Here is a 24570-nt window from a genome sequence, read left to right as displayed (position 1 = left end):
GGTTCAATCCCTCAAGGATGCTTGGAATCGCTGTTTTAGAGCCTCTACGCATTTTGCAACGGTAGCGGCTATCTCCTCTTCTTCCAGTGTACGAGCGGTATCCTGCAATACCAGACTGATAGCCAGGCTCTTGTCACCTTCTGCCACGCCCTTGCCACGGTACACGTCAAACAAGTTTACGCCAACTACCTGATTTGCGCCAACTTTCTTACACTCGGCCAAAATATCTTCTGCGGGGACGTTTTCAGCCACCACAACGGCGATATCACGGCGGTTTGCCGGGAAGCGCGAAATCTCCCGCGCCTGAGGCACGGCGCGGCTCGCAAGCTTGTTCCACTCCAGTTCAAACACTACTGTGCGGCCGTTAAGATCCAGTTTACGTTCAAGTTCCGGGTGAACCACACCGATGAAACCTACGCGTTCGCCGTGTAAATAAATCGCCGCACTTTGCCCTGGATGCAGGGCCGGATTGGCTTCCGCCCGGAACTGAATTTCGGATAATTTACCGGTCAGCTCGAGGACAGACTCCAGATCCCCTTTTAAATCATAGAAGTCGACGGGCTTGCGCGCCAGATCCCAATGCTCATCGTGCGTATGGCCGGCGATCACGCCTGCCAGCATGACGTCCTGACGGATACCCAGATCTGCCGCACTATCAGGCACAAAGCGCAGGCCACTTTCGAACAGGCGCAGACGCGTCTGCTGGCGGTTCTGGTTATACACCACCGCAGACAGCAAGCCGGTCCACAACGACAGACGCATCGCCGACATTTCGACCGAAATCGGGCTCGGCAGGATCAGCGCTTCTTCATTCGGATGCAGCAACGCCTGCACTTTCGGATCGACGAAGCTGTAGGTGATCGCTTCCTGGTAGCCGTGATCGACCAGCATGGTCTTCACGCGCTTCAGTGTCAGATCGGCTTCACGATGCTGGGTCATCACCAGATCGGCACGAACCGGCACATCCGGGATGTTGTTGTAGCCGTAAACGCGCGCCACTTCTTCCACCAGATCCTCTTCGATCTCCATATCGAAACGCCAGCTCGGCGCGACCGCTTGCCAGCTGTCGCCCTGCTCGGTCACCTGGCAGCCCAGGCGGCGCAGAATATCGCTGACCTGCTCGCTCGGCACCACGTGGCCGATCAGGCGATCCAGCTTCTCGCGGCGCAGCGTGATGGTGGCGCGCTTCGGCAGTTCGTTTTCATGGGTCACGTCGATAACCGGGCCGGCCTGGCCGCCGCAGATGTCGAGCAGCAGGCGCGTGGCGCGCTCCATCGCTTTGTACTGCAGCGCCGGATCGACGCCGCGCTCATAGCGGTGAGAAGCATCGGTGTGCAAGCCGTGACGGCGCGCGCGGCCGGTGATCGACAGCGGGCTGAAGAAGGCGCACTCCAGCAGCACGTCCTGAGTTTCCCCGTTGACACCGGAATGCTCGCCGCCGAAGATGCCGCCCATCGCCAATGCTTTCTGATGATCGGCGATCACTAAGGTGTCGGCGTTCAGTTTGGCTTCGTTGCCGTCCAGCAGCGTCAAGGTTTCCCCTTCTTCCGCCATGCGCACCACGATGCCGCCGTCGATACGGCTCAGATCGAAGGCGTGCATCGGCTGGCCAAGCTCCAGCAGAACATAGTTGGTGACGTCTACCACGGCATCGATAGAACGGATACCGCAGCGACGCAGTTTTTCACGCATCCACAGCGGGGTTGGCGCCTTGACGTCGATGCCTTTCACTACGCGGCCCAAATAGCGTGGGCACGCCTGTGGCGCGTCAACGCGGATCGGCAGCGTGGCGTCGATGGTGGCGGCAACCGGGCTCATGTCCGGCTCGGTCAGCGCAACCTGGTTCAATACGCCCACGTCGCGTGCGACGCCGATGATGCCCAGGCAGTCGGCGCGGTTCGGCGTGACGCTGATCTCGATGGTGTTGTCGTTCAGTTTCAGATAGTCACGAATGTCGGTACCGATCGGCGCATCCAGCGGCAGTTCAATGATGCCATCATGATCGTCGGAAATGCCCAGTTCGGAGAACGAGCACAGCATGCCTTCCGAAGGCTCGCCGCGCAGCTTGGCGGCCTTGATTTTGAAATCGCCCGGCAGCACCGCACCCACGGTGGCGACCGCCACTTTCAGGCCGGTTCGGCAGTTCGGCGCGCCGCAGACGATGTCGAGCAAACGATCGCCGCCTACGTTAACCTTGGTGACGCGCAGTTTGTCGGCGTTCGGGTGCTGGCCGCACTCGACCACTTCGCCCACGACAACGCCGTTAAAAGCGCCGGCAACCGGATCCACGCCGTCCACTTCCAGGCCGGCCATGGTGATTTGATCGGATAATGCTTCGCTGCTGATGGCCGGGTTTACCCACTCGCGCAACCAGAGTTCACTGAATTTCATGTGATATTCCCGCCTTACTTAAACTGTTTGAGGAAACGCAGATCGTTTTCGAAGAATGCGCGCAGGTCGGTGACGCCGTAACGCAGCATCGTCAGGCGCTCCATGCCCATGCCGAAGGCGAAGCCGGAGTAAACTTCCGGATCGATGCCTACGTTGCGCAGTACGTTCGGATGCACCATGCCGCAGCCCAGCACTTCCAGCCATTTGCCGTTCTTGCCCATGACGTCCACTTCAGCGGACGGCTCGGTGAACGGGAAGTAGGACGGACGGAAACGAACCTGCAGGTCTTCTTCAAAGAAGTTGTTCAGGAAATCGTGCAGCGTGCCCTTCAGGTTGGTGAAGCTGATATCTTTATCGACGATCAGCCCTTCCATCTGGTGGAACATCGGGGTATGCGTCTGATCGTAATCGTTACGATAAACGCGGCCCGGCGCAATGATGCGGATCGGCGGTTGCTGGTTCTTCATGGTGCGGATCTGCACACCGGAAGTTTGGGTGCGCAGCAGGCGCGTGGCGTCGAACCAGAAGGTATCGTGGTCGGCGCGCGCCGGGTGGTGCCCTGGAATGTTCAGCGCGTCGAAGTTATGGTAATCGTCTTCAATCTCCGGGCCGGTGGCAACGGAGAAGCCCAGCTCGCCGAAGAAGGTTTCGATACGGTCGATGGTGCGGGTCACCGGATGCAGACCGCCGTTCTCCATGCGACGGCCCGGCAGGGATACGTCGATGGTTTCAGCCGCCAGGCGCGCGTTCAGCGCGGCGCTTTCCAGCGCGTTCTTACGCGCGTTCAGGGCGTCTTGCACCTCTTGTTTGGCCTGGTTGATCACCGCGCCGGCCGCCGGACGATCTTCCGCCGGTACGTCGCGCAGAGACTGCATCTGCAAGGTGAAATGACCTTTCTTGCCAAAATATTCGACGCGCACCAAATCTAACGCGGCAACATCCTGGGCATCTTCTACGGCTGCCTTGGCATTGGCAACCAGCTCTGCGAGATGTGGCATTGCTTTCCTCTTCCTCTGGCCGGGATGGCCCTAAGTAATTGTTATCTATTATTCGAACACGCCTTTGGCCGATCTTCAAAGACTTTTCAATACGTTGCCGGCAATATGGCTCTCCAGCGAGGCGCAGGGCTCGCTAAACGCCTGTTGCCTTCACCGCAACGCTTTACAAGGCGAGACGATGGCCAAAACCAAAAAAGCCTCCACGAGGGAGGCTTAGGCGCTACTTTTCGTTTCTTTTCTTACGCGCAAGCCTCCTGAAATCAGGCGCTAAAGTAAAAAAAGAAACGAAAAATAGCTGCGTGCATGATTGCGGTACCTTGTCGATGATTGCCCACCAGTGATATAGCGGCGGCCAATAAAAGTCAATATTTGTCGCTGAAAACAAAGATTAAAAGAGGGAGCAAGCTCCCTCTTTTACTGACTTACGCCAGAGCTGCTTTCGCTTTCTCAACCAGTGCGCCGAAGGCCACTTTGTCGAAGACTGCGATGTCAGCCAGGATCTTACGGTCAATTTCGATCGACGCTTTTTTCAAGCCGTTGATGAACTTGCTGTAAGACAGACCGTTCTGACGAGCAGCTGCGTTGATACGTGCAATCCACAGCTGACGGAACTGACGCTTACGTTGACGACGGTCACGGTAAGCATACTGACCTGCTTTGATTACTGCCTGGAAGGCAACACGATATACGCGCGAACGGGCACCGTAGTAACCTTTCGCCTGCTTCATGATTTTCTTGTGACGTGCGCGTGCAATTACACCACGTTTTACGCGAGCCATATGCTCTCTCCTAAAGTCTTATTCTAAATTCAAAAAAAATGGCTTATGCGTACGGCAGGCACGCGGTAACCAGGACCAGATCGTTTTTAGACACCATGCCTTTCGGACGCAGGTGACGTTTACGCTTGGTTGCTTTTTTGGTCAGAATATGACGCAGGTTGGCATGTTTACGCTTAAAACCACCGCTGCCGGTTTTTTTGAAGCGCTTGGCTGCACCACGTACAGTTTTAATCTTTGGCATTTTAATTAAATCCACTTCGCATTGTTAAACAACGAATCAGTTGGGCGAATAAAACCCACACAGCGCAAGCGCCGCGCGGGTTCCATTACTTGTAAGCCTTACTGTTTCTTCTTAGGAGCGAGCACCATAATCATCTGGCGGCCTTCGATCTTCGTAGGGAAGGATTCGACCACTGCCAGATCCATATCTTCACACAGGTCTTTACGGACGCGGTTAAGCACTTCCATACCGATCTGCTGGTGCGCCATCTCACGCCCACGGAAACGCAGGGTGATTTTGGCTTTATCGCCATCTTCCAGAAAGCGAATCAGGTTGCGTAGTTTGACCTGATAGTCGCCATCATCGGTGCCAGGACGGAATTTGATTTCCTTGACCTGAATAACTTTTTGCTTCTTCTTCTGTTCTTTCGTCGACTTGCTCTTCTCGTAGAGGAATTTGCCGTAATCCATGATTCGGCAAACTGGCGGTTCGGCATTTGGGCTGATTTCTACTAAATCAACGCCCGCTTCCTCAGCTTTTTCAAGAGCTTCATTCAGACTGACAATACCAATCTGCTCGCCATCGACGCCGGTTAGGCGAACTTCTTGCGCGCGAATTTCTCTGTTAATGCGATTAGGACGCGCCGGTTGAACTCGTTTTCCGCCTTTAATACTTTATTCCTCCAGTTGATGAAGACTACGGCTGCGAATCTCTTTCAGCAGCTTGTCTACGACTTCGTTTACGTCCAGGCTTCCCAAGTCTTTGCCACGGCGGGTACGAACGGCAACTTTGCCTGCTTCGACCTCTTTGTCGCCGCACACCAACATGTAAGGGACTCGACGTAAAGTATGTTCGCGAATTTTAAAGCCAATCTTCTCATTTCTCAAGTCCGCTTTCACGCGAATACCTGCATCCTGCAGTTTTTTGGTCAATTGCTGGACGTAATCAGACTGGCTGTCGGTGATATTCATCACCACCACCTGCACCGGAGCGATCCAGGTCGGGTAGAACCCGGCGTATTCTTCGGTAAGGATACCGATGAAGCGTTCCATGGAGCCCAAAATGGCGCGGTGAATCATTACCGGCACGACGCGATCGTTGTTTTCGCCAACATACGAGGCGCCTAAACGGCCCGGCAAGAAGAAATCGAGCTGCACGGTACCACATTGCCATGCACGATCCAAACAATCATGCAGGGTAAATTCAATTTTCGGTCCGTAGAAGGCACCCTCACCCGGCTGATATTCAAACGGAATGCCGTTCTCGGTCAGCGCAGCGGCCAGGTCTTCTTCCGCTCGGGTCCACATGTCGTCGGTGCCGATGCGTTTTTCCGGACGAGTGGACAGCTTAACGGCGATCTTGTCGAAGCCGAAAGTGCCGTACACGTCATAGACCATGCGGATACATTCGTTCACTTCGGCACGCACCTGCTCTTCAGTACAGAAGATGTGGGCGTCATCCTGAGTGAAGCCACGCACGCGCATCAGGCCGTGCAGGGAACCCGATGGCTCGTTGCGGTGACAGCTGCCGAACTCACCCATGCGCAGCGGCAAATCGCGGTACGACTTCAGGCCCTGATTGAAGATCTGCACGTGACCCGGGCAGTTCATCGGCTTGATGCAGTATTCGCGGTTTTCCGACGCGGTGGTGAACATGGCGTCTTTGTAGTTTTCCCAGTGGCCGGTTTTTTCCCACAGCACGCGATCCATCATGAACGGACCCTTCACTTCCTGGTACTGGTACTCTTTGAGCTTCATGCGCACGAAGGCTTCCAGCTCGCGGAAGATAGTCCAACCGTCGTTGTGCCAGAACACCATGCCCGGCGCTTCTTCCTGCATATGATACAGGTCGAGCTGTTTGCCGATTTTGCGGTGATCGCGCTTGGCCGCTTCTTCCAGGCGCTGCAGGTAGGCGTTCAGCTGCTTCTTGTCTGCCCAGGCGGTACCGTAGATACGCTGCAGCATTTTGTTCTTGCTGTCGCCGCGCCAGTAAGCGCCGGAAGTTTTCTGCAGTTTGAAATGATGGCAGAAACGCATGTTCGGCACGTGCGGACCGCGGCACATGTCGACGTATTCTTCGTGGTGATACAGGCCAGGACGATCGTCATGGCTGATGTTCTCATCCAGGATCGCCACTTTGTAGATTTCGCCGCGCTCAGCGAAGGTGTCGCGGGCTTCTTGCCAGCTGACTTTCTTCTTGATGACGTCGTAATCCTTATCGGCCAACTCGTGCATCCGCTTTTCCAGCAGATCCAGGTCTTCCTGCGTCAGAGTGCGGTCGATATCCACGTCATAATAGAAACCGTTGTCGATCACCGGACCGATCGCCATTTTGGTATCCGGCCACAGCTGCTTGATCGCATGACCCAGCAGGTGCGCGCAGGAGTGGCGCATGATTTCCAGACCGTCTTCATCTTTGATGGTGATGATGGCCAGCTGCGCATCTGATTCGATCAGATCGCCGGCATCAACCAGCTCGCCGTTGACGCGGCCGGCGATACAGGCTTTCGCCAAGCCAGGGCCGATATCGCGCGCGACATCCATCGGGGAAACGGGGTGGTCGAAATGACGCTGACTACCGTCAGGAAGAGTAATAACAGGCATTAATAATTCCTTATCTACAGTGGTGACCCACACGACAGATCACATGCAGTACGAAAATTGGGTTTTGGGTTTGGTCAGCCAGGTTTCAGATCTCGCCCACAATTGCCAGATTGAAACCTCACTGGGTATACAGAATGGAACGCATACCTTCTCAGCCGCATTCGGCTAAGCGAATAGTATCACTAAAATTGTTCCGGATAAATAAAGCGCCGCCCTCACGCTTTCACGTCATCCGGCGCAAAGACGGTTTTCATGTAGTTCAGGGTGGCCAGCAGGCACAGGCCGTAGCCCAGCAGTTCGCAGCCCTCTTCCACCATGTTTTTCACCACCCGGTTGTACCCCTCCAGCATCAGCGTTTGCCACAGCGCGCTCATGCCGAACAGGCGTGAAAACACCAGAATGCACAGCAGACCGGCGCACATCATGCCGTAGCCGGGATGCGTTACGAAATCGGCAAGGCCGCGCACCGTCGCCGCGATGTGCCTGGTGGCATGCCACAGGCAGGCCAAGGCGACCGCCAGCGCGAACCACACCCAGGCGCCGTGCCACAACGCATCGAAGGCGAAATCCATCTCGCGGATCAACATGCAGAGAAAGAAGCCGCCGACCAGCATCCAGGCGGAGCGGCGTTCAGCCTGTCGCCGGGCTGCGGCGAAAAAACCGCCGGCGATGGCGAGCAGCAACAGCTCCTGCGCCGCTTCGGTTAATGACGTTTCATGCACGAAGTTGTGCAGCCAGTGTACGTCGATAAACACCAGGCCGACCAAGGCCGCCAAGAAAGCGCCGGAAAGCGCGAATGCGCCGATTTTCCCCAGTAAAAGTTTCAGCTCGTCTTGCATAATCAGTCTCATTATCGTTTTAAAGCGCGCCTATGGTAGGCAGCTGAGCCTGCGGGGTGTAGCAATTGATGCGAAACGTCGGCCTTTATCGGTCAACTGCGGTGAAAAAGGCCATAAAACACAAAAATTACGCATCTCTTTCGAGCGCAGCGCATTTTGTCGTATCCGCTCGGCGATATATCCGCTCCGCGTGGCGATCTTCGCCGCCAGCCGCTATTCTGAAACCAGTCAGTTCCCCACCGAGACTTATGCAAAATATGAACCGGTTACTCGCAGTCCTCGTCGTGGTATGCGCGGTATTAGCGACGCTATATGGGCTGGTGCATTTTGGCGCGCGTTCGGTGCCGCGAGTGATTGCGGTCAACGAAGCGCAGCTGGGCTGTGAGGATGAACCTGAGCTCGCCGGCGAGTGCAATGGCGAAGATGAAGCGCCGGCCGACGGTTAATTAACCTTCCGAGCTATCCCCATTGTCGCCAGGCACGCAGCAGGCTAGGCTGTTCAACTCATGGGCCGCCGCCTGGCGGCTTGAACGTTGCACAGGGAGTCTATCTTATGACGGGTATTTTGCAGTTATTCCAGGCCATCGGACTGGGTTTGGTGCTGCTGTTGCCGCTGGCCAACCCGCTGACCACGGTGGCGTTGTTGCTCGGGTTGTCCGGCAATATGACGCGCGAAGAGCGCAATCAGCAGTCGCTGATGGCCTCGGTTTATGTGTTCTGCATCATGACGGTGGCGTTTTACGCCGGGCAGGTGGTGATGAACACCTTCGGCATTTCGATCCCCGGCCTGCGCATCGCCGGCGGCCTGATCGTCGCCTTCATCGGTTTTCGCATGTTGTTCCCCCAGCAGAGCCCTGAAGAGGCACCGGAGGTGGAGAGCAAGTCGCACGAGCTGCGCCATAAGACGTCGGCCAACATCGCCTTCGTACCTTTGGCCATGCCGAGCACCGCCGGGCCGGGTACCATCGCGATGATCATCAGCTCGGCGTCGAGCGTCAAAGCGAACACGTTGGGTTTTGAACCCTGGGTGCTGGCCGTGGCGCCGGTCGCCATCTTCCTGACGGTCGCCGTGATCCTATGGGGCTGTCTGCTCAGTTCCGGCGCCATCATGCGCTTGGTGGGGAAAAGCGGCATCGAGGCGATCTCGCGCCTGATGGGCTTCCTGCTGGTGTGCATGGGAGTACAGTTCATCATCAACGGCGTGCTGGAGATTATCTCCACCTATACGCCGGCCGCCTGACCATCCCAAACGGGCGCGCTCGCCGCGCCCGTTGCCGTTATTTCCCCGCCGGCGCCTGCGCGCCCAAAATGCCCTTGCCTTCCGGCACTTCGGTAAAGCGGCTGAGGATCTCGCTGTAGGTCTTGGCCGGATCCAGATCCGGGAACTGCGCCGGATAGATAAACTTCGCCAGATACTCCAGACCGACGATGTTGTACGGGTGGTTGTAGAAGTTATGGTAGATGCCGTAGAACCGCCCTTCCTTCACCGCAGACACCTGAGCGAACCCCGGGCGCTGTTTCATGCGGTTGAAAGCTTCATCCACCTGCCGTTGCGTCACGCCATAGCCGAACGGCACCGCGGCGTTGGTCTTGCTGGCCCACTGCGAGCCGGAAACGATGTAGGCATCCGGCTTCATGCTGATCACTTTTTCCAGCGACACATCGCCGGTCGCGCCCGGCAGCAGCGCAGAGCCGATATTGCGCGCGCCGACCGCTTCCACCAGCGCACCCCAGCCGACGTGGGAGTGGGTATAGCAACAGGATTCCAGCCCGTTCAAACCGGCCTTGGCTTCAAAGAACACCAGCGGTTTGGGTTCCACCGCCTGCGTCTTGGCCAGAATGGCCTGATAGTGCTGCTGATAATAGTCGGTATATTGCTTGGCCTCGCTTTCGCGGTTGAGGGTTTCCCCCAGCAGCGTCACGCTTTTCGGCGTGTTTTCCACCGGCTTAAGCATGGTGTCGATAAACAGCACCGGCACGTTCAACGCCTTGAGCTTATCCAGCACGCCGGTTTGGCTCAGCGAAGGTTTGGAGCGCAACTGGGCGATCATCAGATCGGGGCGCTTGGCGATCACGCTCTCCAGATTGACTTCACCCTTGTCGCTGAACCCCATGTCGATGATGTTTTTCGCCGCCGGCCATTTGCTTTGCAAGATGTCCCAGGTCGCCGCGTCGCTTTTCTTCAGCAGGTTGTTCCAGGCCACCAGCCGACCGAACGGGTTGGCGCGATCCAGCAGCGCCAGCGTGAGAATGTCGCGTCCATCCTGCACCACGATGCGTTTCGGCTCTTGCTGGAGGGTGAGCGTCTGGCCGGAGGTGTCGGTCAGGGTCAGCGGATAGGTGGTGGCCATCGCCGGGGCGGAAAGCGCAGCAGCGCAAACCAGCGCCGACAGAGTGATTCGACGGTGCACGAAAAGCTCCTTGGTAAACAATTCAACCAAGGAATAGTAATGAGAATGGCTAGCATTATCAAAGGTCGCGCCGCGTTATCCGGCGATTAATTGCAAAGGGATGTGTAACGCGAGCTTAAGAGGCGCGCCGGAGACGGCGCGCCCTGAGGATCACACCAGACCGTAGATCAACGCCGACAGCGCGATCAGGCCCATCACCAGCACGAATACGTTGCTCGCCGCGCGGTATTTACGCATTGCCGGCACCGCGCGCACCGCGTACATCGGCAGGATGAACAGGATGGCGGCAATCAGCGGGCCGCTGATGGTTTCGATGATGTGCAGCGCGCTGGGGTTCCACACCGTCGCTGCCCAGGTAAGCAGAAACAGCGACACCGCCGAGATGCGATGCGTCATACGCGAGCTGAGCGGCTTGCCGACCGCGCGCGTGACGCCGTCGATCAGGCTGGTCGCCCCTTCCGTCACCCCCAGCGAAGTGCCGAGATAGGATTTGGCCATTGCCAGCATCGCCATCACCGGGCCGAGGTAAGCGATGAGCGGGTTGGAAAACTTGTTGGCCAGCGTGGTCAGCACCGTGATGTTCTGATCTTTCGCCTGCTGCATGTCTTCATGGGACAGGCTCAGCACGCAGCTGAACACGAAGAACAGCACGGTGACGCAGATCAGCACATAGCTGTAGCGCATGATGCGCGCGCAGCGGCGTTCCGCCTTATCGCCATAAAGGCTCTTCTGGGTCGAGGCGAAGGAAGAGATGATCGGCGCATGGCTGAAGGAGAACACCATTACCGGCACCGCCAGCCACAGCGAATGCCACAGCCCCGGCGTGTCGAAGCGGGTAGCGGCCAGGCCATGCACGAAGTTGGCGGTATTCCAGCTCGGCATCAGGTACAGCGAAATGCCCATCAGGAACACCAGCAGCGGGAACACCAGCATGCCCATCGCCGCCACGATGCTGTCTTTGCCGCGCAGCAGCACCAGATTGAGCACCACCACCACTGCCAGACTCAGCCAGATACGCGGCAGCGGCGCCACGTGGAACTGATGGATCAGGAAGCTGTCCAGCGCGTTGGTGATCGAAATGCTGTACACCAGCACGATCGGGAAGAACGCCAGCAGATAGAGCATCATGATGATTTTGCCGGCCAGCACGCCGAAGTGTTCCACCACCACATCGTGAATATTGCCGTCGCGGCTGGAGCCGGACAGCACGAAGCGGCTGAGCGCGCGGTGCGGTAAATAGGTCAGCGGGAAAGCGAACAGCGCCATCAACAACAGCACCAAAGGGCCGTTCAAACCGGCGTTGATCGGCAAGAACAGCGTGCCGGCACCTACCGCGGTGGCATAGAGACCGAACATCCAGACGGTGTCGGTTTTGTTCCATTTGGCGGGCTGAGCGGCCGTCAGCGTGCCTGAATCGGGAGAAATCGTACTCATGAGACAGTCTACCTTAATCTACGACGCCAACGATTGCGCCTAACGGGATATCCTTCTCCGCGAACTTTTTAATAGTAATCAGTGAATTAAAGCGATATTTCATACTTACGCCTGATGAAAGGACGGCAAAGGATAATGAAAAATACCCTGCGGGTCTATGTTTTATCGGCCGAACGAACGATTTGCGAACAGGAAGTGCTGAAAAAACCGGCGTACGCATTAAAAACTAAGGGCCCCTTGCGGAGCCCTTAAACGGTTTACTTCTTCGCGTCCGGGTGGTCCGGCACCTCGGCGCTGCCCATCTCTTTCTCGTCGCGGATCATCGAGCGGTCTTTACGCACGCTGGCCACGTCGGAGGCACTCACCGGTTTGGCGCTGTTGCCCCAGCTGGTGCGGATGAAGTTCACCACGTCCGCCACCTGCTGATCGTTCAGACGCCAGCCAAACGGCGGCATGGTGATGTTGGACACCGCCCCCTGCACCGCCGGCGTGGTGTTGCCGGTCAGCACGATGTGGATCAGCGAGGTCGCGTCCTCGGTCTGCACCACCGGGTTGCCCTTCAGCGACGGGAAGGCGCGCTTGTAGCCCACGCCGTCGGTGCGGTGACAGGCCGCGCAGTTATCGACATACAGCGCCGCGCCAGGCTTGCTGTCGTCGCCACGCCACAGATCCTTGGCCACGCTGTCTTCGACCGGTGCCGCCTGCTGCTTGCCGTCTTTCGGCGGCAGCGATTTCAGGTAGCGAGCGATGGCGGTCAGATCGTCGTCGCTCAGGTATTGCAGACTGTGCTCAACCACGTCGCTCATGCCGCCAAACACGATCGCCTTGTCGTTACGGCCGGTTTTCAGGAACTCGGTCAGCTCGGCTTCGCTCCAGCTTCCCAGACCATCCTTGCGGTCGCTGCGCAGGCTCGAGGCAACCCAGCCGTCGATCGGCGCATTGCTGCCGGACAGGTAATCGTCGCCCTCGTTATTGCTCAGCGCTTTTTCCTGCATGGTGATGCTGCGCGGGGTATGGCAAGCGCCACAGTGGCCCAGGCCTTCCACCAGGTAACGGCCGCGTTCAATCACCGGATCGGCCTTGGCGTCAGCCACGAAGTCCGCCGGCGACGGCGCAAACATGCCGCGCCAGATGCTCAGCGGCCAGCGCATCGACAGCGGCCACGGGATGTCGGAATCCTTGTTGGCCTGCTCCACCGGCTGCACGCCGTGCATGAAATAGGCATACATGGCGCGCATGTCGTCTTCTTTCACCAGCGCGAACGACGGATACGGCATCGCCGGGTATAGGGTGCTGCCGTTTTTGGCTACGCCCTTACGCACCGCATTGTCGAAATCCTCGAAGCTGTAATCGCCGATGCCGGTTTTCTTGTCCGGCGTGATGTTGGTGGAATAGATGGTGCCGATCGGCGTCTCCATCGCCAGACCGCCGGCGAAGGTTTTGCCGCTCTTGCCGTCAGTGTGGCAGGCCACACAGTCGCCGGCGCGTGCCAGGTATTCACCGCGCTTGATCAGCTCGCTGCTGACGGTGGCGTCCTGAGCCCAAACGGAAAAACTCACTGCACTGAGAACCAGTGCCGGTACAAATGCTTTCATCGTTCGCCGTCCTTATGCCTGCACCAATGGGCCTGGGTTTTTCAGATACTGCTCGCGAATGGCGCGGGCAGACCAGTAAGCCAGCGCCGCCACGGTGCCGGTCGGGTTGTAGCCCAGCCCCTGCGGGAAGGCCGATGCGCCGATCGAGAACACGTTGTGCACGTCCCAGCTCTGCAGATAGCGGTTGACCGCGCTGGTCTTCGGATCTTCCCCCATTACCGCGCCGCCGTTCATGTGGGTGGTCTGGTAGCTGGTGGTATCGAAGTGGCTGTTGGCGTTCTTCGGGCTGCCGGCGATCAATTTCGGGTTCATCGCCTTGGCGATCGGCGCCATCTTGTCGTACATGAACTGCGCCATCTTGATGTCGTTTTCCTGCCAGTCGAACGTCATGCGCAGCAGCGGCTGACCAAATACGTTCTTGTAGTTGGGATCGAGATCCAGATAGTTGCTGCGATACGACTGGTGCGCACCGTGGGCGTCCATCGAGACGTGGTGGGTGTAGGCATCCGCCACCGCCGCTTTCCACTTGCTGCCCCAGGCCGGAGTGCCCGGAGGCGTCGGCAGGCCGGAAATCGGCTTGGTGCCCGCCTGGTTGACCCAGAACGGCGAACCGCCGACAAAGCCCTCTTTGGCGTGGTCGAAGTTATCGGCGTTAAAGTCGTCCACGCCCACGCCGTTGCCGCCGGCACCGATGAACGGGTTGGTGAACACGTCTTTATCGAAGAACGCCTTGATGGTGGTCATGTTCTGGTAGGCGAAGTTGCGCCCAACCACGCCTTCGCCGGTCACCGGATCGTAAGGCTTGCCGATGCCGGACAGCAGCATCAGGTGCACGTTGTGGAACTGGAACGCGCCCAGGATCACCAGATCGGCCGGTTGTTCAATCTCGCGACCCTGCGCATCGACGTAGTTCACGCCGGTTGCGCGGGACTTGTCGTCGGTCAGGTTAACCTTCAGCACGTTGGCGTTGGTGCGCAGCTCGAAGCGTTTCTCCATACGCAGCGCCGGCAGAATGTTGACGTTCGGCGAGGCTTTGGAGTACATGTAGCAAGCGTAGCCGCTGCAGAAACCGCAGAAGTTGCACGGGCCCATCTGCGCGCCGTACGGGTTGGTGTAAGAATCCGAAGTGTTGGCGGACGGCAGGTTGTAAGGGTGGTAACCCACCTCCAGCGCCGCTTTCTCGAACAGCTGGGCGGAGTAGGTATTTTTCTGTGCCGGCAGCGGGAAGTCGTCGGAACGGTCCGGCGCAAAGCGGTTGCCGCCCTTCTGCGCCACTTTCTGTCCTTTGATGGTCCAGGCGGTGCCGGAGGTGCCGAACACTTTCTCCGCTTTATCGAAGAAGGGTTCCAGCTCGTCGTAGGTCACGCCGAAGTCCTGGATGGTCATGTCCTTCGGAATGAAGTTTTTGCCGTAGCGCTCTTCATAGTGGCTGCGCATGCGCAGTTCGATCGGATCGACGCGAAAATGCACGCCTGACCAGTGCAGGCCGGCGCCGCCGACGCCAGTGCCCGGCAGGAACGCCGCCAGCTGGCGGTAAGGTACCGCGGTCTGGCTGCTGTTGTGGCGAATAGTGACGGTACTTTTCGACAGATCCTGGAACAGTTTGCGGCGGATGTTATAGGTCAGCTCGTCGATCACCTGCGGATAAGAACCGTCCGGATAAGTGTCGCGCATCGGGCCACGTTCCAGCGCCACCACGTTGAGGCCGGCCTCGGTCAGCTCTTTGGCCATGATCGCGCCCACCCAGCCGAAGCCGACGATCACCGCGTCTACTTTTTTCATTACCGTTGCCATGCTTAGCCCCTCTCCCCTCGAATCGATACCGGCGGGAAGGGATAACGCTCCCCTCGCTCAACCCAGTCCATAAAATCGGCGCGCGCGCCCGGAAAATTAATCAGCTTCCAGCCAACCATGTCTTTGTTACCGCCATGGATCGGATCGCTGAAGAAACCTTCACGGGTGTTTTGCAGCAGATAGGAGAAGAACAGTTTCGACGGCAGTTGCTGGAACTCCGCATCGCCGGACTCAAATTTTTGCAGCATGGCGTCTTGCTGCGCGCCATCCAGCTCGGCGAACGGCTTGCCGGCGGTTTTCTTGCTGTAGGCGTCGGCGTCACTGATGCCGAGGTTATAGATTTGCTTAGGCACCAGCGGCAGCTGATAGCCCATCTCCTTCGGCACATCGGGGTTGAACGGCCCTTGCATGTACCAGATGGAACCGGTGGCATACGGAGTATTCATCTGACGATCGATAAACTCCGGTACGCCGGCCTCCAGTGCGCCGGGGCCGCGTTCATCGGCCGGGATCAGGCGCGCGACGGCGGCCTTGATGAAGGCCCACTCTTCCGGGGTGAAAAAGGTCGGCTGGTAATCGTTCTGCGTTGAAGTGTTCGAGGCTGCGACCGCCGGTGCCGGTGCCGTCAGCGCGCCAACGCCGCTGCCACCAATTACCGCCGCAGGAATTAAGGTCATCGATTTCAACAAGAAATCGCGCCGCGAATTGTTGGTTTTATGATTCGACATGTCACATTCCATCCAAAGATAGTCACAACTATTTAACCGCAACCTTGCGGTCGATACGGGTTTTTAAAATAATTTGTTACTTAATTGTCTATTTAGTGAAGGTCAAAACCCGAGCAAATGCAAAAATGTTACCGGTAACTTATTGAATGAACGTAAAGATTTATCTGCTAACGTAAATTTAACTTTTTGTGCGGTTTTTCCAATAAGTGGTGAGGAAATAACGAAAAGTGAGAGGTAGGTCGCGCTCTGCAGCGGCATCTGAAACAAAATCGGCCGCGTTTTGCGGCCGATTCGACAGGATAGAGGGTTACTGCGACATCGCCTGATAGGCGGTGGTCACCTTCCACAAATAGCGCGGTGCCTGCGGCGCCGGGTGCTTTTTCTGGATGTGCTGATAAAACTCATCCGGGCTCATCTGATTGATGCGATTAACCGCCACGCGCTTGTCCGAGGAGAAGGTGCGCAACATGGCGCCCGCCCCGTTCACGTAAGAAACGATGGTGGCATAACGCAAAGTCTGTGGGTTGTTGATCCCGGCTAGCTGCTGGCTTTGAAGAATATTGATATAGGCCGTTCCCAGATCAATATTGACCGCCGGATCCTTCAGCTCACGCGAGCTGGGTTGCCCGCTTCGTCCTTTCATGCGATAGGCGTCGCGGCCGGCGGTAGAAGCCTTAAGCTGCATCAATCCCACTGCGTTCGAGGTGCTGACCACGTTCGGGTTAAACCCGGACTCCACCTGAATAATCGCTTTAATCAGCGTTTCGTCGACGCCATAGTTGCTGGCGGCCTGACGAATGTAATCGTTATAAACAACCGGCGTGCCTGTGCGGTTTACCGGTGCCTGCGGAGGGGGTTTTAACCAACCGCCGCGCGTTGTGCCACTGCCTGAAATATTGCTTGCCGTTTGCGGGTCTTTGGCGCACCCCGACAAAAGTAAAATTGCCGTAAGGCAACCTATTTTTGTTTTCACAGAATCCCTCACTCCTTTCAATGAGTTGCGTAGCATATACAACTTGTAAGGACACCTGCAGTAATTTTTTGGACTAATCTCAAGCTATCCATATACCAAGAGGTGATTTATGAGTCAATCTGCAACAAGCTGCTTTGTGGTGACTTTTCGCTATCAGGAAGAGGGATTGACCGACCTGGCGAAGCTGACCGGGCAATTGACGCGGGAGGGTTTTGTCACGTCGGTGACAGACGAGAATGGCGTTCACCACGAACTCGGCAGCAACAGTTTTGCGTTTATAACCGTGCTGGATCAAGAGGATGTGCAGCGCCTGGCACAGGGGTTCGGACAGTTGGCATTGGGAAAACAGCCGGAGGTGACGATATGCAGCTGTAAGGACTACCTTCAGCGGTTACATACTGATACATAAAATGCTATAACTCCCCGGACGGTATTATTTTTTCAGTTGGAGAAATACCCCGCCGGCGGTGGGCAAGTGACGCTTGACTTCGCTTCAATTGATATTGATAATCATTTTCATTTGAATCAGGAGACGTCATCATGCCATTGATAAGTTGCGCTTTTCGCCGTAGTTGCCTTCCCCGCGCTGCCGCACTGTTACGCCCTTTCACGCTAGCCTGCCTGCTGCTAGGCTCCGCAATGGCCAGCCCACACGCCCTGGCGGAAAAGAAGCTGCGCGTGGTGACCACCTTTACCATCATTCAAGACATTGCCCAGAACGTGGCGGGTGACGCCGCCGTGGTGGAATCCATCACCAAACCGGGCGCCGAGATCCACGACTATCAACCTACCCCGCGCGACATCGTCAAGGCGCAGCACGCCGACCTGATCCTGTGGAACGGCATGAACCTGGAGCGCTGGTTCCAGCGTTTCTTCGAGAATATCAAGCAGGTGCCGGCGGCGGTCGTAACCGAGGGCATCACCCCGCTACCGATCCGCGAAGGACCGTATAACGGCAACCCTAATCCACATGCGTGGATGTCGCCGAGCAACGCGCTGGTGTACATCGAGAACATCCGCAAAGCGCTGGTGGAGCACGATCCGGCCCATGCGGAAACCTACAACCGCAATGCCAAGGCTTACGCAGAGAAGATCGGCGCGCTGGATGCCCCGCTGCGCGAACGCCTGGCGCGTATTCCTGCCGCACAGCGTTGGCTGGTAACCAGCGAAGGCGCCTTTAGCTATCTGGCGCAGGACTATCAGCTGAAAGAAGTTTATCTGTGGCCGATCAACGCCGATGAGCAAGGTTCGCCGCAGCAGGTACGCCGGGTGATCGATGCGGTGCGGGCCCACCATATTCCGGTGGTATTCAGCGAGAGCACCATTTCCGACAAGCCTGCCAAACAGGTGGCGAAAGAAACCGGTGCCAAATACGGCGGCGTGCTGTACGTGGATTCGCTGTCCACCCGCGATGGCCCGGTGCCGACCTATATCGACCTGCTTAACACCACCGTGCAAACTATCGCCAAAGGATTCGATCAATGACCCATGAGCCGTTTGTCCGCCCTGAATTGAACGTGGACGACGTAACCGTGACCTACAACAACGGGCACACCGCCATTCATAACGCCAGCTTCACCCTGAGCGGCGGTTCTATCTGCGCGCTGGTCGGCGTCAATGGCAGCGGCAAGTCAACGTTGTTCAAAAGCATCATGGGCCTGGTCAGGCCCACCGCCGGCCAGGTGTCGCTCAGCGACAAACCGGTGGCGGACGCGCTGAAAAAGAACCTGATCGCCTACGTGCCGCAGACCGAAGACGTCGACTGGAACTTCCCGGTGCTGGTGGAGGACGTGGTGATGATGGGGCGCTACGGCAAGATGAACTTTCTGCGCATTCCGTCGCGCGAGGATCGGTTGCGGGTCGACAAGGCGCTGGAGCGCGTCGGCTTGAGCGAGCTGCGCGGCCGCCAGATCGGCGAGCTGTCCGGCGGCCAGAAGAAACGCGTGTTCCTGGCGCGCGCGCTGGCGCAACAGGGCACCGTGCTGTTGCTGGACGAACCGTTCACCGGCGTGGATGTGAAAACCGAGAACGCCATTATCGAGCTGCTGCGCGCGCTGCGCGATGAGGGGCACCTGATCCTGGTCTCCACCCATAACCTCGGCAGCGTGCCGGAGTTCTGCGATCGGGTGATCCTCATCAACCGCACGGTGCTGGCCGCCGGCCCGACCGAGACCACCTTCACCCAGAGCAACCTGGAGCAGGCGTTCGGCGGCGTGCTGCGCCATATCAACCTCTCCGGCCCAGATCTGCACGACGACAACGATCCGCGCACCGTTACGGTGTTGACCGACGATGAGCGCCCGGCGGTCTTCTACGGCCACACCAAGAGCGATCCGCCGGCCAACAGCCAGGCCAGGGAGAAACAATCCTGATGCTGGACCTTCTGCTGCAACCTTTCAGTTATAACTACATGGTGAAAGCCATCTGGGTCAGCGCCATCGTCGGCGCCGCCTGTGCGTTCCTCTCCGCCTACCTGATGCTGAAGGGATGGTCGCTGATGGGCGATGCGCTGTCGCACTCGGTGGTACCCGGCGTGGCCGGCGCCTACGCGCTTGGTCTGCCCTACGCCGCCGGCGCCTTCTTCACCGGCATGCTGGCGGCGCTGGCAATGACGCTGGTGCGCCACATCACCCGGCTGCGCGAAGACGCCATCATCGGCTTTATTTTCTCCACCTTCTTCGCCGTCGGCCTGCTGATCGTGTCGCTCAACCCCACCGCGGTCAACGTGCAATCGATCATCTTCGGCAATATCCTCGGCATCGCCGACGAAGACGTGCTGCAGGTGGAAATCATCATCGGCGTTTCGCTGCTGATCCTGTGCCTGGTGTGGAAAGACCTGCTGGCGGTGTTCTTCGACGAAAGCCACGCGGTGTCGATCGGCCTGTCGCCACTGCGGCTGAAGATCCTGTTTTTCACCCTGCTCAGCGCCTGCACCGTCGCCGCGCTGCAGACCGTCGGCGCCATTCTGGTGATCGCCATGGTGATCACGCCGGGCGCTACCGCCTACCTGCTGACCGATCGCTTCAGCCGGCTGGTGATCATCGCCATCATCATCGGCGCACTGACCAGCGGCGTTGGCGCGTACCTGAGTTTCTTCCTCGACGGCGCCACCGGGGGCGTTATCGTCACCCTGCAAACGCTGGTGTTCCTGGCGGCGTTCATCTTCGCACCGAAACACGGCCTGCTGGCGTCCCGGCGCCGCGTGGCGCATTCGCAAACCGGAGGCCGCTGATGGACACCCTGTATCAACTGCTCAGCGAACCCTTCGCCTACCCGTTCATGCAGCGGGCGATCGTCGCCGCTATCGTCACCGGCGTAGTGTGCGCCGTGCTCTCCTGCTATCTGGTGCTCAAAGGCTGGTCGCTGATGGGCGACGCCATCTCGCACGCGGTGCTGCCCGGCATCGTGGTGGCGTTCGTGGTCGGCATCCCGCTGGCGATCGGCGCGTTCCTCTCCGGCATCTTTTGCGCGGTAGCCACCGGCTACCTGAAAGAGAACAGCCGGGTGAAAGAAGACACGGTGATGGGCATCGTCTTTTCCGGCATGTTCGCCTTCGGGCTGGTGCTGTTCTCGCGCATCGATACCGACCAGCACCTGAGCCACATTCTGTTCGGCAACATGCTGGGCATTACCGACGGCGAGCTGAAGCAAACCCTGCTGATCGCCGGCATCACTCTGGCGGTAGTGTTGCTCAAGCGTAAAGATTTCATGCTGTACTGCTTCGATCCACATCATGCACGAGTAATTGGCCTGCCGGTCAAGCTGCTGCACTACGGGCTGCTGTGTCTGCTGGCGATGACCATCGTCGCCTCGCTGCAGGCCGTGGGGGTGATCCTGGTGATCGCCATGCTGATCGCCCCCGGCATCATCGCCTTTATGCTGTGTCGCCGCTTCGACCGCATGCTGATGGTGGCGACGGTGGTGTCGGTGTTCTCCTGCGTGCTCGGCACCCTGATCAGCTTCCACATCGACGGCGCCACCGGGCCCTGCATCGTCATCGTGCAGGCCGTGCTGTTCGTTATCGCCTTGTTGTACAGCAAGCTACGTCCGTTACGGCGTAACCAAGCCGCCCCCGCCGGCGGTTAACTCCCCGATGCGGCGATGCCCTCTGTTCGCCGCATCACCTCCCCCTGCTCATTGCCTCGTTGTCATCAAGTTGCAACCGGTATTGCGCTTAAATTAATCAATAGGGTATATACTTTGAGCTGGCGAGGTGCTGAAAAAATCGCCGCCTTTGACGCCGGCTGTGCGCCGCGTCGTGTTTTCACCACGGGAAAGACGCTAACCTAATGAATTATCAGGCAGCACAGAGGGGGAAATACCATGTGGCAAGCCGTTAGCCGTCTGTTAAGTGAACATCTTGGCAGCGCAGAGATACGCGAAAGGATTGAACTGCCCGGGGGCGACATTCACCCGGCGTGGCGCGTGAGTTACGGTGACAACGAGGTGTTCGTGAAATGCGACGCCCGTGAACAACTGCCGATATTCACCGCCGAGGCCGATCAGCTGGCGTTGCTGGCGCGCAGCAAAAGCGTGCGGGTGCCGGAAGTGTACGGCGTCGGCAGCGATCGCGACTACAGCTTCCTGCTGCTGGAGTATCAGCAGCTGAAACCCCTCGACGCCCACGGCGCCTACTGCCTGGGCCAGCAGTTGGCGCATTTGCACCAGTGGAGTGAGCAACCACAGTTCGGTCTCGACTTCGACAGCGATCTGACCACCACCCCGCAACCCAACGCCTGGCAGCGCCGTTGGTCGGAATTCTTCGCCGAGCAGCGCATCGGCTGGCAGCTGCAACTGGCGGCGGAGAAAGGCATGACCTTCGGCGATATCGACGACATCGTCGATCGGGTGTATCTGCGCTTGCAGCACCACCAGCCGCAGCCTTCGCTACTGCACGGCAACCTGTGGCCGGGCAACTGCGCGATGACCGCCCACGGGCCGATTCTGTTCGATCCGGCCAGCTACTGGGGCGACCGAGAGTGCGATTTAGCGATGCTGCCGCTGTATCCGGAGCTGCCGCCGCAGATCTACGACGGCTATCAGAGCGTATGGCCGCTGGGAGCCGGGTTTATCGAGCGCCAGCCGCTGTATCAGCTGTACTACCTGCTCAACCGCAGCAACCTGTTCGGCGGCCAGCATCTGGTGGCTGCGCAACGCGCGGTGGAAGCGCTGTTGCAGCCCGAGGCGTCGTAACCTTTCGGGGCGCCGCTCGGCGCCCCGCTCATGGCTCAGGCCGCACCGGCCAACTGCCCCAGCAGGCGGATCACGAACCAGGCGATCACCGCAATCACGATCGGCAGGATGTACAGCGGGAAGTACTGCAGGAAGATGGTGTGGTGTGGTAGCGTAATGCGCTCCTCCAGCTGCTGGCGCGTATGTCCTTCGCTGCCCTTGGCCTGCTCCAGGATCATTTGATCTTCCAACCCTTCGCGGATGAACTTGACCTGGCGCGACATACGCGCGCCGGAAGCCTGCAGCGCCAGCCCAACGAAGATCAGTATATAGATGATGATGAACATCAGATTGGCGCCGCTGAACAGGCTTTTATCCACGTCAGGCACCGGCGAGTTGTACCAGAAAAGGTTCAGGAACGGCGTATTGAAGCGCACCATATCCACCATCACGTGGACAAAATCCAGCATCACCGCGTTGATGCCCTTGGTTTTTTCACTGTGCTGATAGATAAAGCCCAGCACGGAAATCAGCGTCGACAGCAACGCCGGGATAAAAACCACCCATCCGAGAATGCGTTTCAAAATGGCGATACGCCCGGCCTGTTGATACGTCATGTGTTCCCCTTGTTAGCGACGTAACCGAATCGGCTAAGTCTACCTGCAGTTGGCGAAAATCGCCCACCGTTTTCTTCATTCCCGCTGTGCTACAAGCTTAGCCGAATTCGCCGAAATCAACAGTTTACCCGCGATTCACGCCCCCTTGTTGGTGGGGCCCCGTTTTGAAGCGCCCCGCCGGCAATGCTACAGTAGCGGGACATTCACCCGCGCCGGCAGGAGTTAACCGTTAATGGCTTATTCGCAACGCATTGAAACCGCAATTTTTGATATGGACGGCTTGTTGATCGATTCAGAACCGCTGTGGCTGCAGGCCGAGCTGGATATCTTCGGCGCGCTGGGTCTGGATCTGTCCGATCGCCACAAACTGCCGGACACCCTGGGATTGCGCATCGATCTGGTGGTGAAGATGTGGTACCAGGCGATGCCCTGGCAAGGGGTTTCGCTCGATGAGGTGTCGGCGCGGATTATCGAACGCGCCATCGAGCTGGTGCACGAGACGCGTCCGCTGTTGCCGGGCGTGCGGCAGGCGCTGGAGCTGTGCCGTAGCCAGGGGCTGAACATCGGTCTCGCCTCCGCCTCGCCGCTGCATATGCAACAGCAGGTGCTGAAAATGTTCGATCTTGAGGGTTACTTTGATCAGCTGGTTTCTGCCGAATACCTGCCGTACAGCAAACCGCACCCGGAGGTCTACCTGATCGCCGCCGAACGCCTGGGCAGCGATCCGCTGCGCTGTATCACGCTGGAAGACTCCTTTAACGGCATGATCGCCACCAAGGCCGCGCGGATGCGTTCCATCGTGATCCCAGCCGCCGAATACCGCCACGATCCGCGCTGGGCGCTGGCTGATCACAAGCTGGAGACCCTGGAACAGCTCACCCCCGCCCACGTTGCCTGACCTGCGGCGCCGGCCACCGGCGCCCTGGCTTTTCCGCTCTGCGTCATAAAAGGGATCTGTGCCGCAAAACAAACGAAACAGCGTTTCATTATTATTGAATCGGCATGCTGTTGTTACTATGCTGGGCGGCAGGGAAAGCGGCGGTTCGCAGAGCGTTGTCACTGCCACGCAGCGCTCTTCGCGGCCGCCGCTTCCTCCCGCCGCCGCACACTGAAAACCGCCTTCGTGTCTCTCCGTTACACACCGACCATCGCCCGCTTTTCGTTCCCTCACGTCAGAATCGATGATTTGTTAGGCGTTTCATTAACAAGCCGTTGTAAAACAGGGAAAAATAAACAATTGGTTACAGGGTAACTGCTTCCACTACTGGGAATTTTCCCATATACTGGATAAATTAACAGTTTACCAGCCGGAATCGCAACAGCATGACTGCGGAAGGACATCTCATTTTCTCTGTCGCTTGCGCGATCTTCGCCAAGAAGGCGGAAGTCACGCCAGAGCTGGCTACCGGCGACTGGTGGCACATCATACCCGCCGCGCTGCTGACCTCGCTGCTGCCGGACATCGATCACCCCAAGTCGGTACTGGGCCAGCGTCTGCGCTGGATTGCCCTGCCCATCGCCCGCGCCTTCGGCCACCGCGGCTTCACCCACAGCCTGCTGGCGATAGCCGGCGGCATGGCGCTGTTCCAGTTGGACGTGCCGCGCAGCTGGCCAATCCCGGCAGACGCGCTGCACGCCATGATCATCGGCTACTTCAGCCACCTGCTGGCCGATATGCTCACCCCCGCCGGCGTTCCGCTGCTGTGGCCGTGCCGCTGGCGTTTTCGCCTGCCGCTGCTCAACTCGCAAAAAGGCAACCAGCTCGAGCGCGTGCTGTGTCTGTGCCTGGTGGCGTTTGCCATCTGTTGGCAAGGTGATTTCACCCTGCCGGTGCAATCCTATGTTGAGCAAATCAGAAATATCAGACTCTGATCACAAAAACAGACTCAACCCATCACCCTTGCGTATATAAAACGAACAAAAACACACAAAAAGCTATATCAAATTCCATTTGGATATAAGTAGGCCACTCGGCAAACTGTTACGATATTTACATCGCGACATACGTGATGCGTA

Annotated in this window: 25 protein-coding genes and 1 other annotated feature; of the genes, 10 read left to right on the top strand and 15 right to left on the bottom strand. The window is 58.1% G+C overall.

Annotated elements, in window-relative coordinates; all coding sequences use genetic code 11:
- Nucleotides 1–3: 3 nt before the first annotated feature.
- The 8 genes from pheT to EGY12_RS17375 form a co-directional block, all read right to left on the bottom strand.
- On the bottom strand, nucleotides 4–2391 hold the full coding sequence (gene pheT, locus EGY12_RS17410) for a phenylalanine--tRNA ligase subunit beta (protein ID WP_123894769.1): 2388 nt from the start codon (nucleotides 2389–2391) through the stop codon (nucleotides 4–6).
- Nucleotides 2392–2405: 14 nt separating this feature from the next.
- On the bottom strand, nucleotides 2406–3389 hold the full coding sequence (gene pheS / locus EGY12_RS17405) for a phenylalanine--tRNA ligase subunit alpha (RefSeq protein WP_004931416.1): 984 nt from the start codon (nucleotides 3387–3389) through the stop codon (nucleotides 2406–2408).
- Nucleotides 3390–3576: 187 nt separating this feature from the next.
- Nucleotides 3577–3698, bottom strand: a sequence feature (Phe leader region).
- Nucleotides 3650–3694, bottom strand: coding sequence for a pheST operon leader peptide PheM (gene pheM, locus EGY12_RS23430; protein WP_121626058.1), 45 nt, complete (start codon nucleotides 3692–3694; stop codon nucleotides 3650–3652). It overlaps the preceding feature by 45 nt.
- Nucleotides 3699–3811: 113 nt before the next feature.
- On the bottom strand, nucleotides 3812–4168 hold the full coding sequence (gene rplT / locus EGY12_RS17395; RefSeq protein WP_004931417.1) for a 50S ribosomal protein L20: 357 nt from the start codon (nucleotides 4166–4168) through the stop codon (nucleotides 3812–3814).
- Between the two features lie 43 nt (nucleotides 4169–4211).
- A complete protein-coding gene (rpmI, locus tag EGY12_RS17390) occupies nucleotides 4212–4409 on the bottom strand; it encodes a 50S ribosomal protein L35 (RefSeq protein ID WP_004931418.1) in 198 nt (65 codons plus the stop codon).
- Between the two features lie 98 nt (nucleotides 4410–4507).
- Complete coding sequence (gene infC / locus EGY12_RS17385; RefSeq protein ID WP_048233542.1) at nucleotides 4508–5059, bottom strand: translation initiation factor IF-3; 552 nt, start codon at nucleotides 5057–5059, stop codon at nucleotides 4508–4510.
- 3 nt (nucleotides 5060–5062) lie between these two features.
- Nucleotides 5063–6991 (bottom strand): threonine--tRNA ligase, encoded by a 1929-nt coding sequence (thrS, locus tag EGY12_RS17380; RefSeq protein ID WP_025159696.1) that lies wholly within the window; start codon nucleotides 6989–6991, stop codon nucleotides 5063–5065.
- A 215-nt stretch (nucleotides 6992–7206) separates the two neighbouring features.
- Nucleotides 7207–7830: a hypothetical protein gene (locus EGY12_RS17375; protein ID WP_123894768.1), complete on the bottom strand. Its 624-nt coding sequence runs from the start codon at nucleotides 7828–7830 to the stop codon at nucleotides 7207–7209.
- Nucleotides 7831–8078: 248 nt separating this feature from the next.
- Between EGY12_RS17375 and EGY12_RS17370 the strand changes: the two genes are divergently transcribed.
- Together EGY12_RS17370 and EGY12_RS17365 are read left to right on the top strand one after the other, a co-directional pair.
- Nucleotides 8079–8276: a hypothetical protein gene (locus EGY12_RS17370; RefSeq protein ID WP_123894767.1), complete on the top strand. Its 198-nt coding sequence runs from the start codon at nucleotides 8079–8081 to the stop codon at nucleotides 8274–8276.
- A gap of 107 nt (nucleotides 8277–8383) precedes the next feature.
- Entirely contained in the window at nucleotides 8384–9070 is a 687-nt protein-coding gene (locus tag EGY12_RS17365) for a MarC family NAAT transporter (protein ID WP_038877591.1), read from the top strand.
- A 37-nt stretch (nucleotides 9071–9107) separates the two neighbouring features.
- Here EGY12_RS17365 and EGY12_RS17360 read toward each other — a convergent pair whose 3' ends face one another.
- From EGY12_RS17360 to EGY12_RS17335, 6 genes are all read right to left on the bottom strand, one after another.
- Nucleotides 9108–10241, bottom strand: a complete 1134-nt coding sequence (locus tag EGY12_RS17360; RefSeq protein WP_123894766.1) for an ABC transporter substrate-binding protein — start codon at nucleotides 10239–10241, stop codon at nucleotides 9108–9110.
- 150 nt (nucleotides 10242–10391) lie between these two features.
- Entirely contained in the window at nucleotides 10392–11675 is a 1284-nt protein-coding gene (locus EGY12_RS17355; protein ID WP_123894765.1) for an HAAAP family serine/threonine permease, read from the bottom strand.
- A gap of 257 nt (nucleotides 11676–11932) precedes the next feature.
- The gene (locus EGY12_RS17350) at nucleotides 11933–13270 is read right to left on the bottom strand and encodes a cytochrome c (protein ID WP_123894764.1); all 1338 of its coding nucleotides are present in this window, start codon (nucleotides 13268–13270) and stop codon (nucleotides 11933–11935) included.
- 12 nt (nucleotides 13271–13282) lie between these two features.
- Nucleotides 13283–15064, bottom strand: a complete 1782-nt coding sequence (locus tag EGY12_RS17345) for a GMC family oxidoreductase (RefSeq protein WP_123894763.1) — start codon at nucleotides 15062–15064, stop codon at nucleotides 13283–13285.
- A gap of 2 nt (nucleotides 15065–15066) precedes the next feature.
- A complete protein-coding gene (locus tag EGY12_RS17340) occupies nucleotides 15067–15792 on the bottom strand; it encodes a gluconate 2-dehydrogenase subunit 3 family protein (RefSeq protein ID WP_123894762.1) in 726 nt (241 codons plus the stop codon).
- Between the two features lie 307 nt (nucleotides 15793–16099).
- Entirely contained in the window at nucleotides 16100–16765 is a 666-nt protein-coding gene (locus tag EGY12_RS17335; RefSeq protein WP_025159924.1) for a transglycosylase SLT domain-containing protein, read from the bottom strand.
- A gap of 109 nt (nucleotides 16766–16874) precedes the next feature.
- On the opposite strand from EGY12_RS17335, the gene ghoS reads away from it, so the two are divergent.
- The 6 genes from ghoS to EGY12_RS17305 all read left to right on the top strand — a co-directional run bounded on the left by ghoS (nucleotide 16875) and on the right by EGY12_RS17305 (nucleotide 21958).
- On the top strand, nucleotides 16875–17174 hold the full coding sequence (gene ghoS, locus EGY12_RS17330) for a type V toxin-antitoxin system endoribonuclease antitoxin GhoS (RefSeq protein WP_060419232.1): 300 nt from the start codon (nucleotides 16875–16877) through the stop codon (nucleotides 17172–17174).
- 131 nt (nucleotides 17175–17305) lie between these two features.
- Nucleotides 17306–18250: a metal ABC transporter substrate-binding protein gene (locus EGY12_RS17325; RefSeq protein WP_123894761.1), complete on the top strand. Its 945-nt coding sequence runs from the start codon at nucleotides 17306–17308 to the stop codon at nucleotides 18248–18250.
- Entirely contained in the window at nucleotides 18247–19137 is an 891-nt protein-coding gene (locus EGY12_RS17320) for a manganese/iron ABC transporter ATP-binding protein (RefSeq protein ID WP_004931446.1), read from the top strand. Before EGY12_RS17325 ends, EGY12_RS17320 begins: the two co-directional genes overlap by 4 nt.
- Nucleotides 19137–19997 carry an iron/manganese ABC transporter permease subunit YfeC gene (yfeC, locus tag EGY12_RS17315; protein WP_123894760.1) on the top strand — a complete coding sequence of 287 codons (861 nt, stop codon included), beginning with the start codon at nucleotides 19137–19139 and terminating at the stop codon, nucleotides 19995–19997. Before EGY12_RS17320 ends, yfeC begins: the two co-directional genes overlap by 1 nt.
- A complete protein-coding gene (locus EGY12_RS17310) occupies nucleotides 19997–20851 on the top strand; it encodes a metal ABC transporter permease (RefSeq protein ID WP_123894759.1) in 855 nt (284 codons plus the stop codon). The genes yfeC and EGY12_RS17310 overlap by 1 nt, the downstream gene beginning before the upstream one ends.
- 237 nt (nucleotides 20852–21088) lie before the next feature.
- Nucleotides 21089–21958, top strand: coding sequence for a fructosamine kinase family protein (locus EGY12_RS17305; RefSeq protein WP_004931452.1), 870 nt, complete (start codon nucleotides 21089–21091; stop codon nucleotides 21956–21958).
- Nucleotides 21959–21993: 35 nt separating this feature from the next.
- Here EGY12_RS17305 and EGY12_RS17300 read toward each other — a convergent pair whose 3' ends face one another.
- Nucleotides 21994–22554, bottom strand: coding sequence for a YniB family protein (locus tag EGY12_RS17300; RefSeq protein WP_004931453.1), 561 nt, complete (start codon nucleotides 22552–22554; stop codon nucleotides 21994–21996).
- A gap of 232 nt (nucleotides 22555–22786) precedes the next feature.
- On the opposite strand from EGY12_RS17300, the gene hxpB reads away from it, so the two are divergent.
- Together hxpB and EGY12_RS17290 are read left to right on the top strand one after the other, a co-directional pair.
- On the top strand, nucleotides 22787–23452 hold the full coding sequence (hxpB, locus tag EGY12_RS17295; protein ID WP_123894758.1) for a hexitol phosphatase HxpB: 666 nt from the start codon (nucleotides 22787–22789) through the stop codon (nucleotides 23450–23452).
- A gap of 425 nt (nucleotides 23453–23877) precedes the next feature.
- The gene (locus EGY12_RS17290; protein ID WP_004931456.1) at nucleotides 23878–24426 is read left to right on the top strand and encodes a metal-dependent hydrolase; all 549 of its coding nucleotides are present in this window, start codon (nucleotides 23878–23880) and stop codon (nucleotides 24424–24426) included.
- Nucleotides 24427–24570: the final 144 nt, after the last annotated feature.

Source organism: Serratia sp. FDAARGOS_506 (assembly GCF_003812745.1).
In the GTDB taxonomy this organism is placed as follows: Bacteria; Pseudomonadota; Gammaproteobacteria; order Enterobacterales; family Enterobacteriaceae; genus Serratia.
The sequence above is the reverse complement of the archived record's forward strand: the minus strand, read 5'-3'. Positions and strand labels throughout refer to the sequence as shown.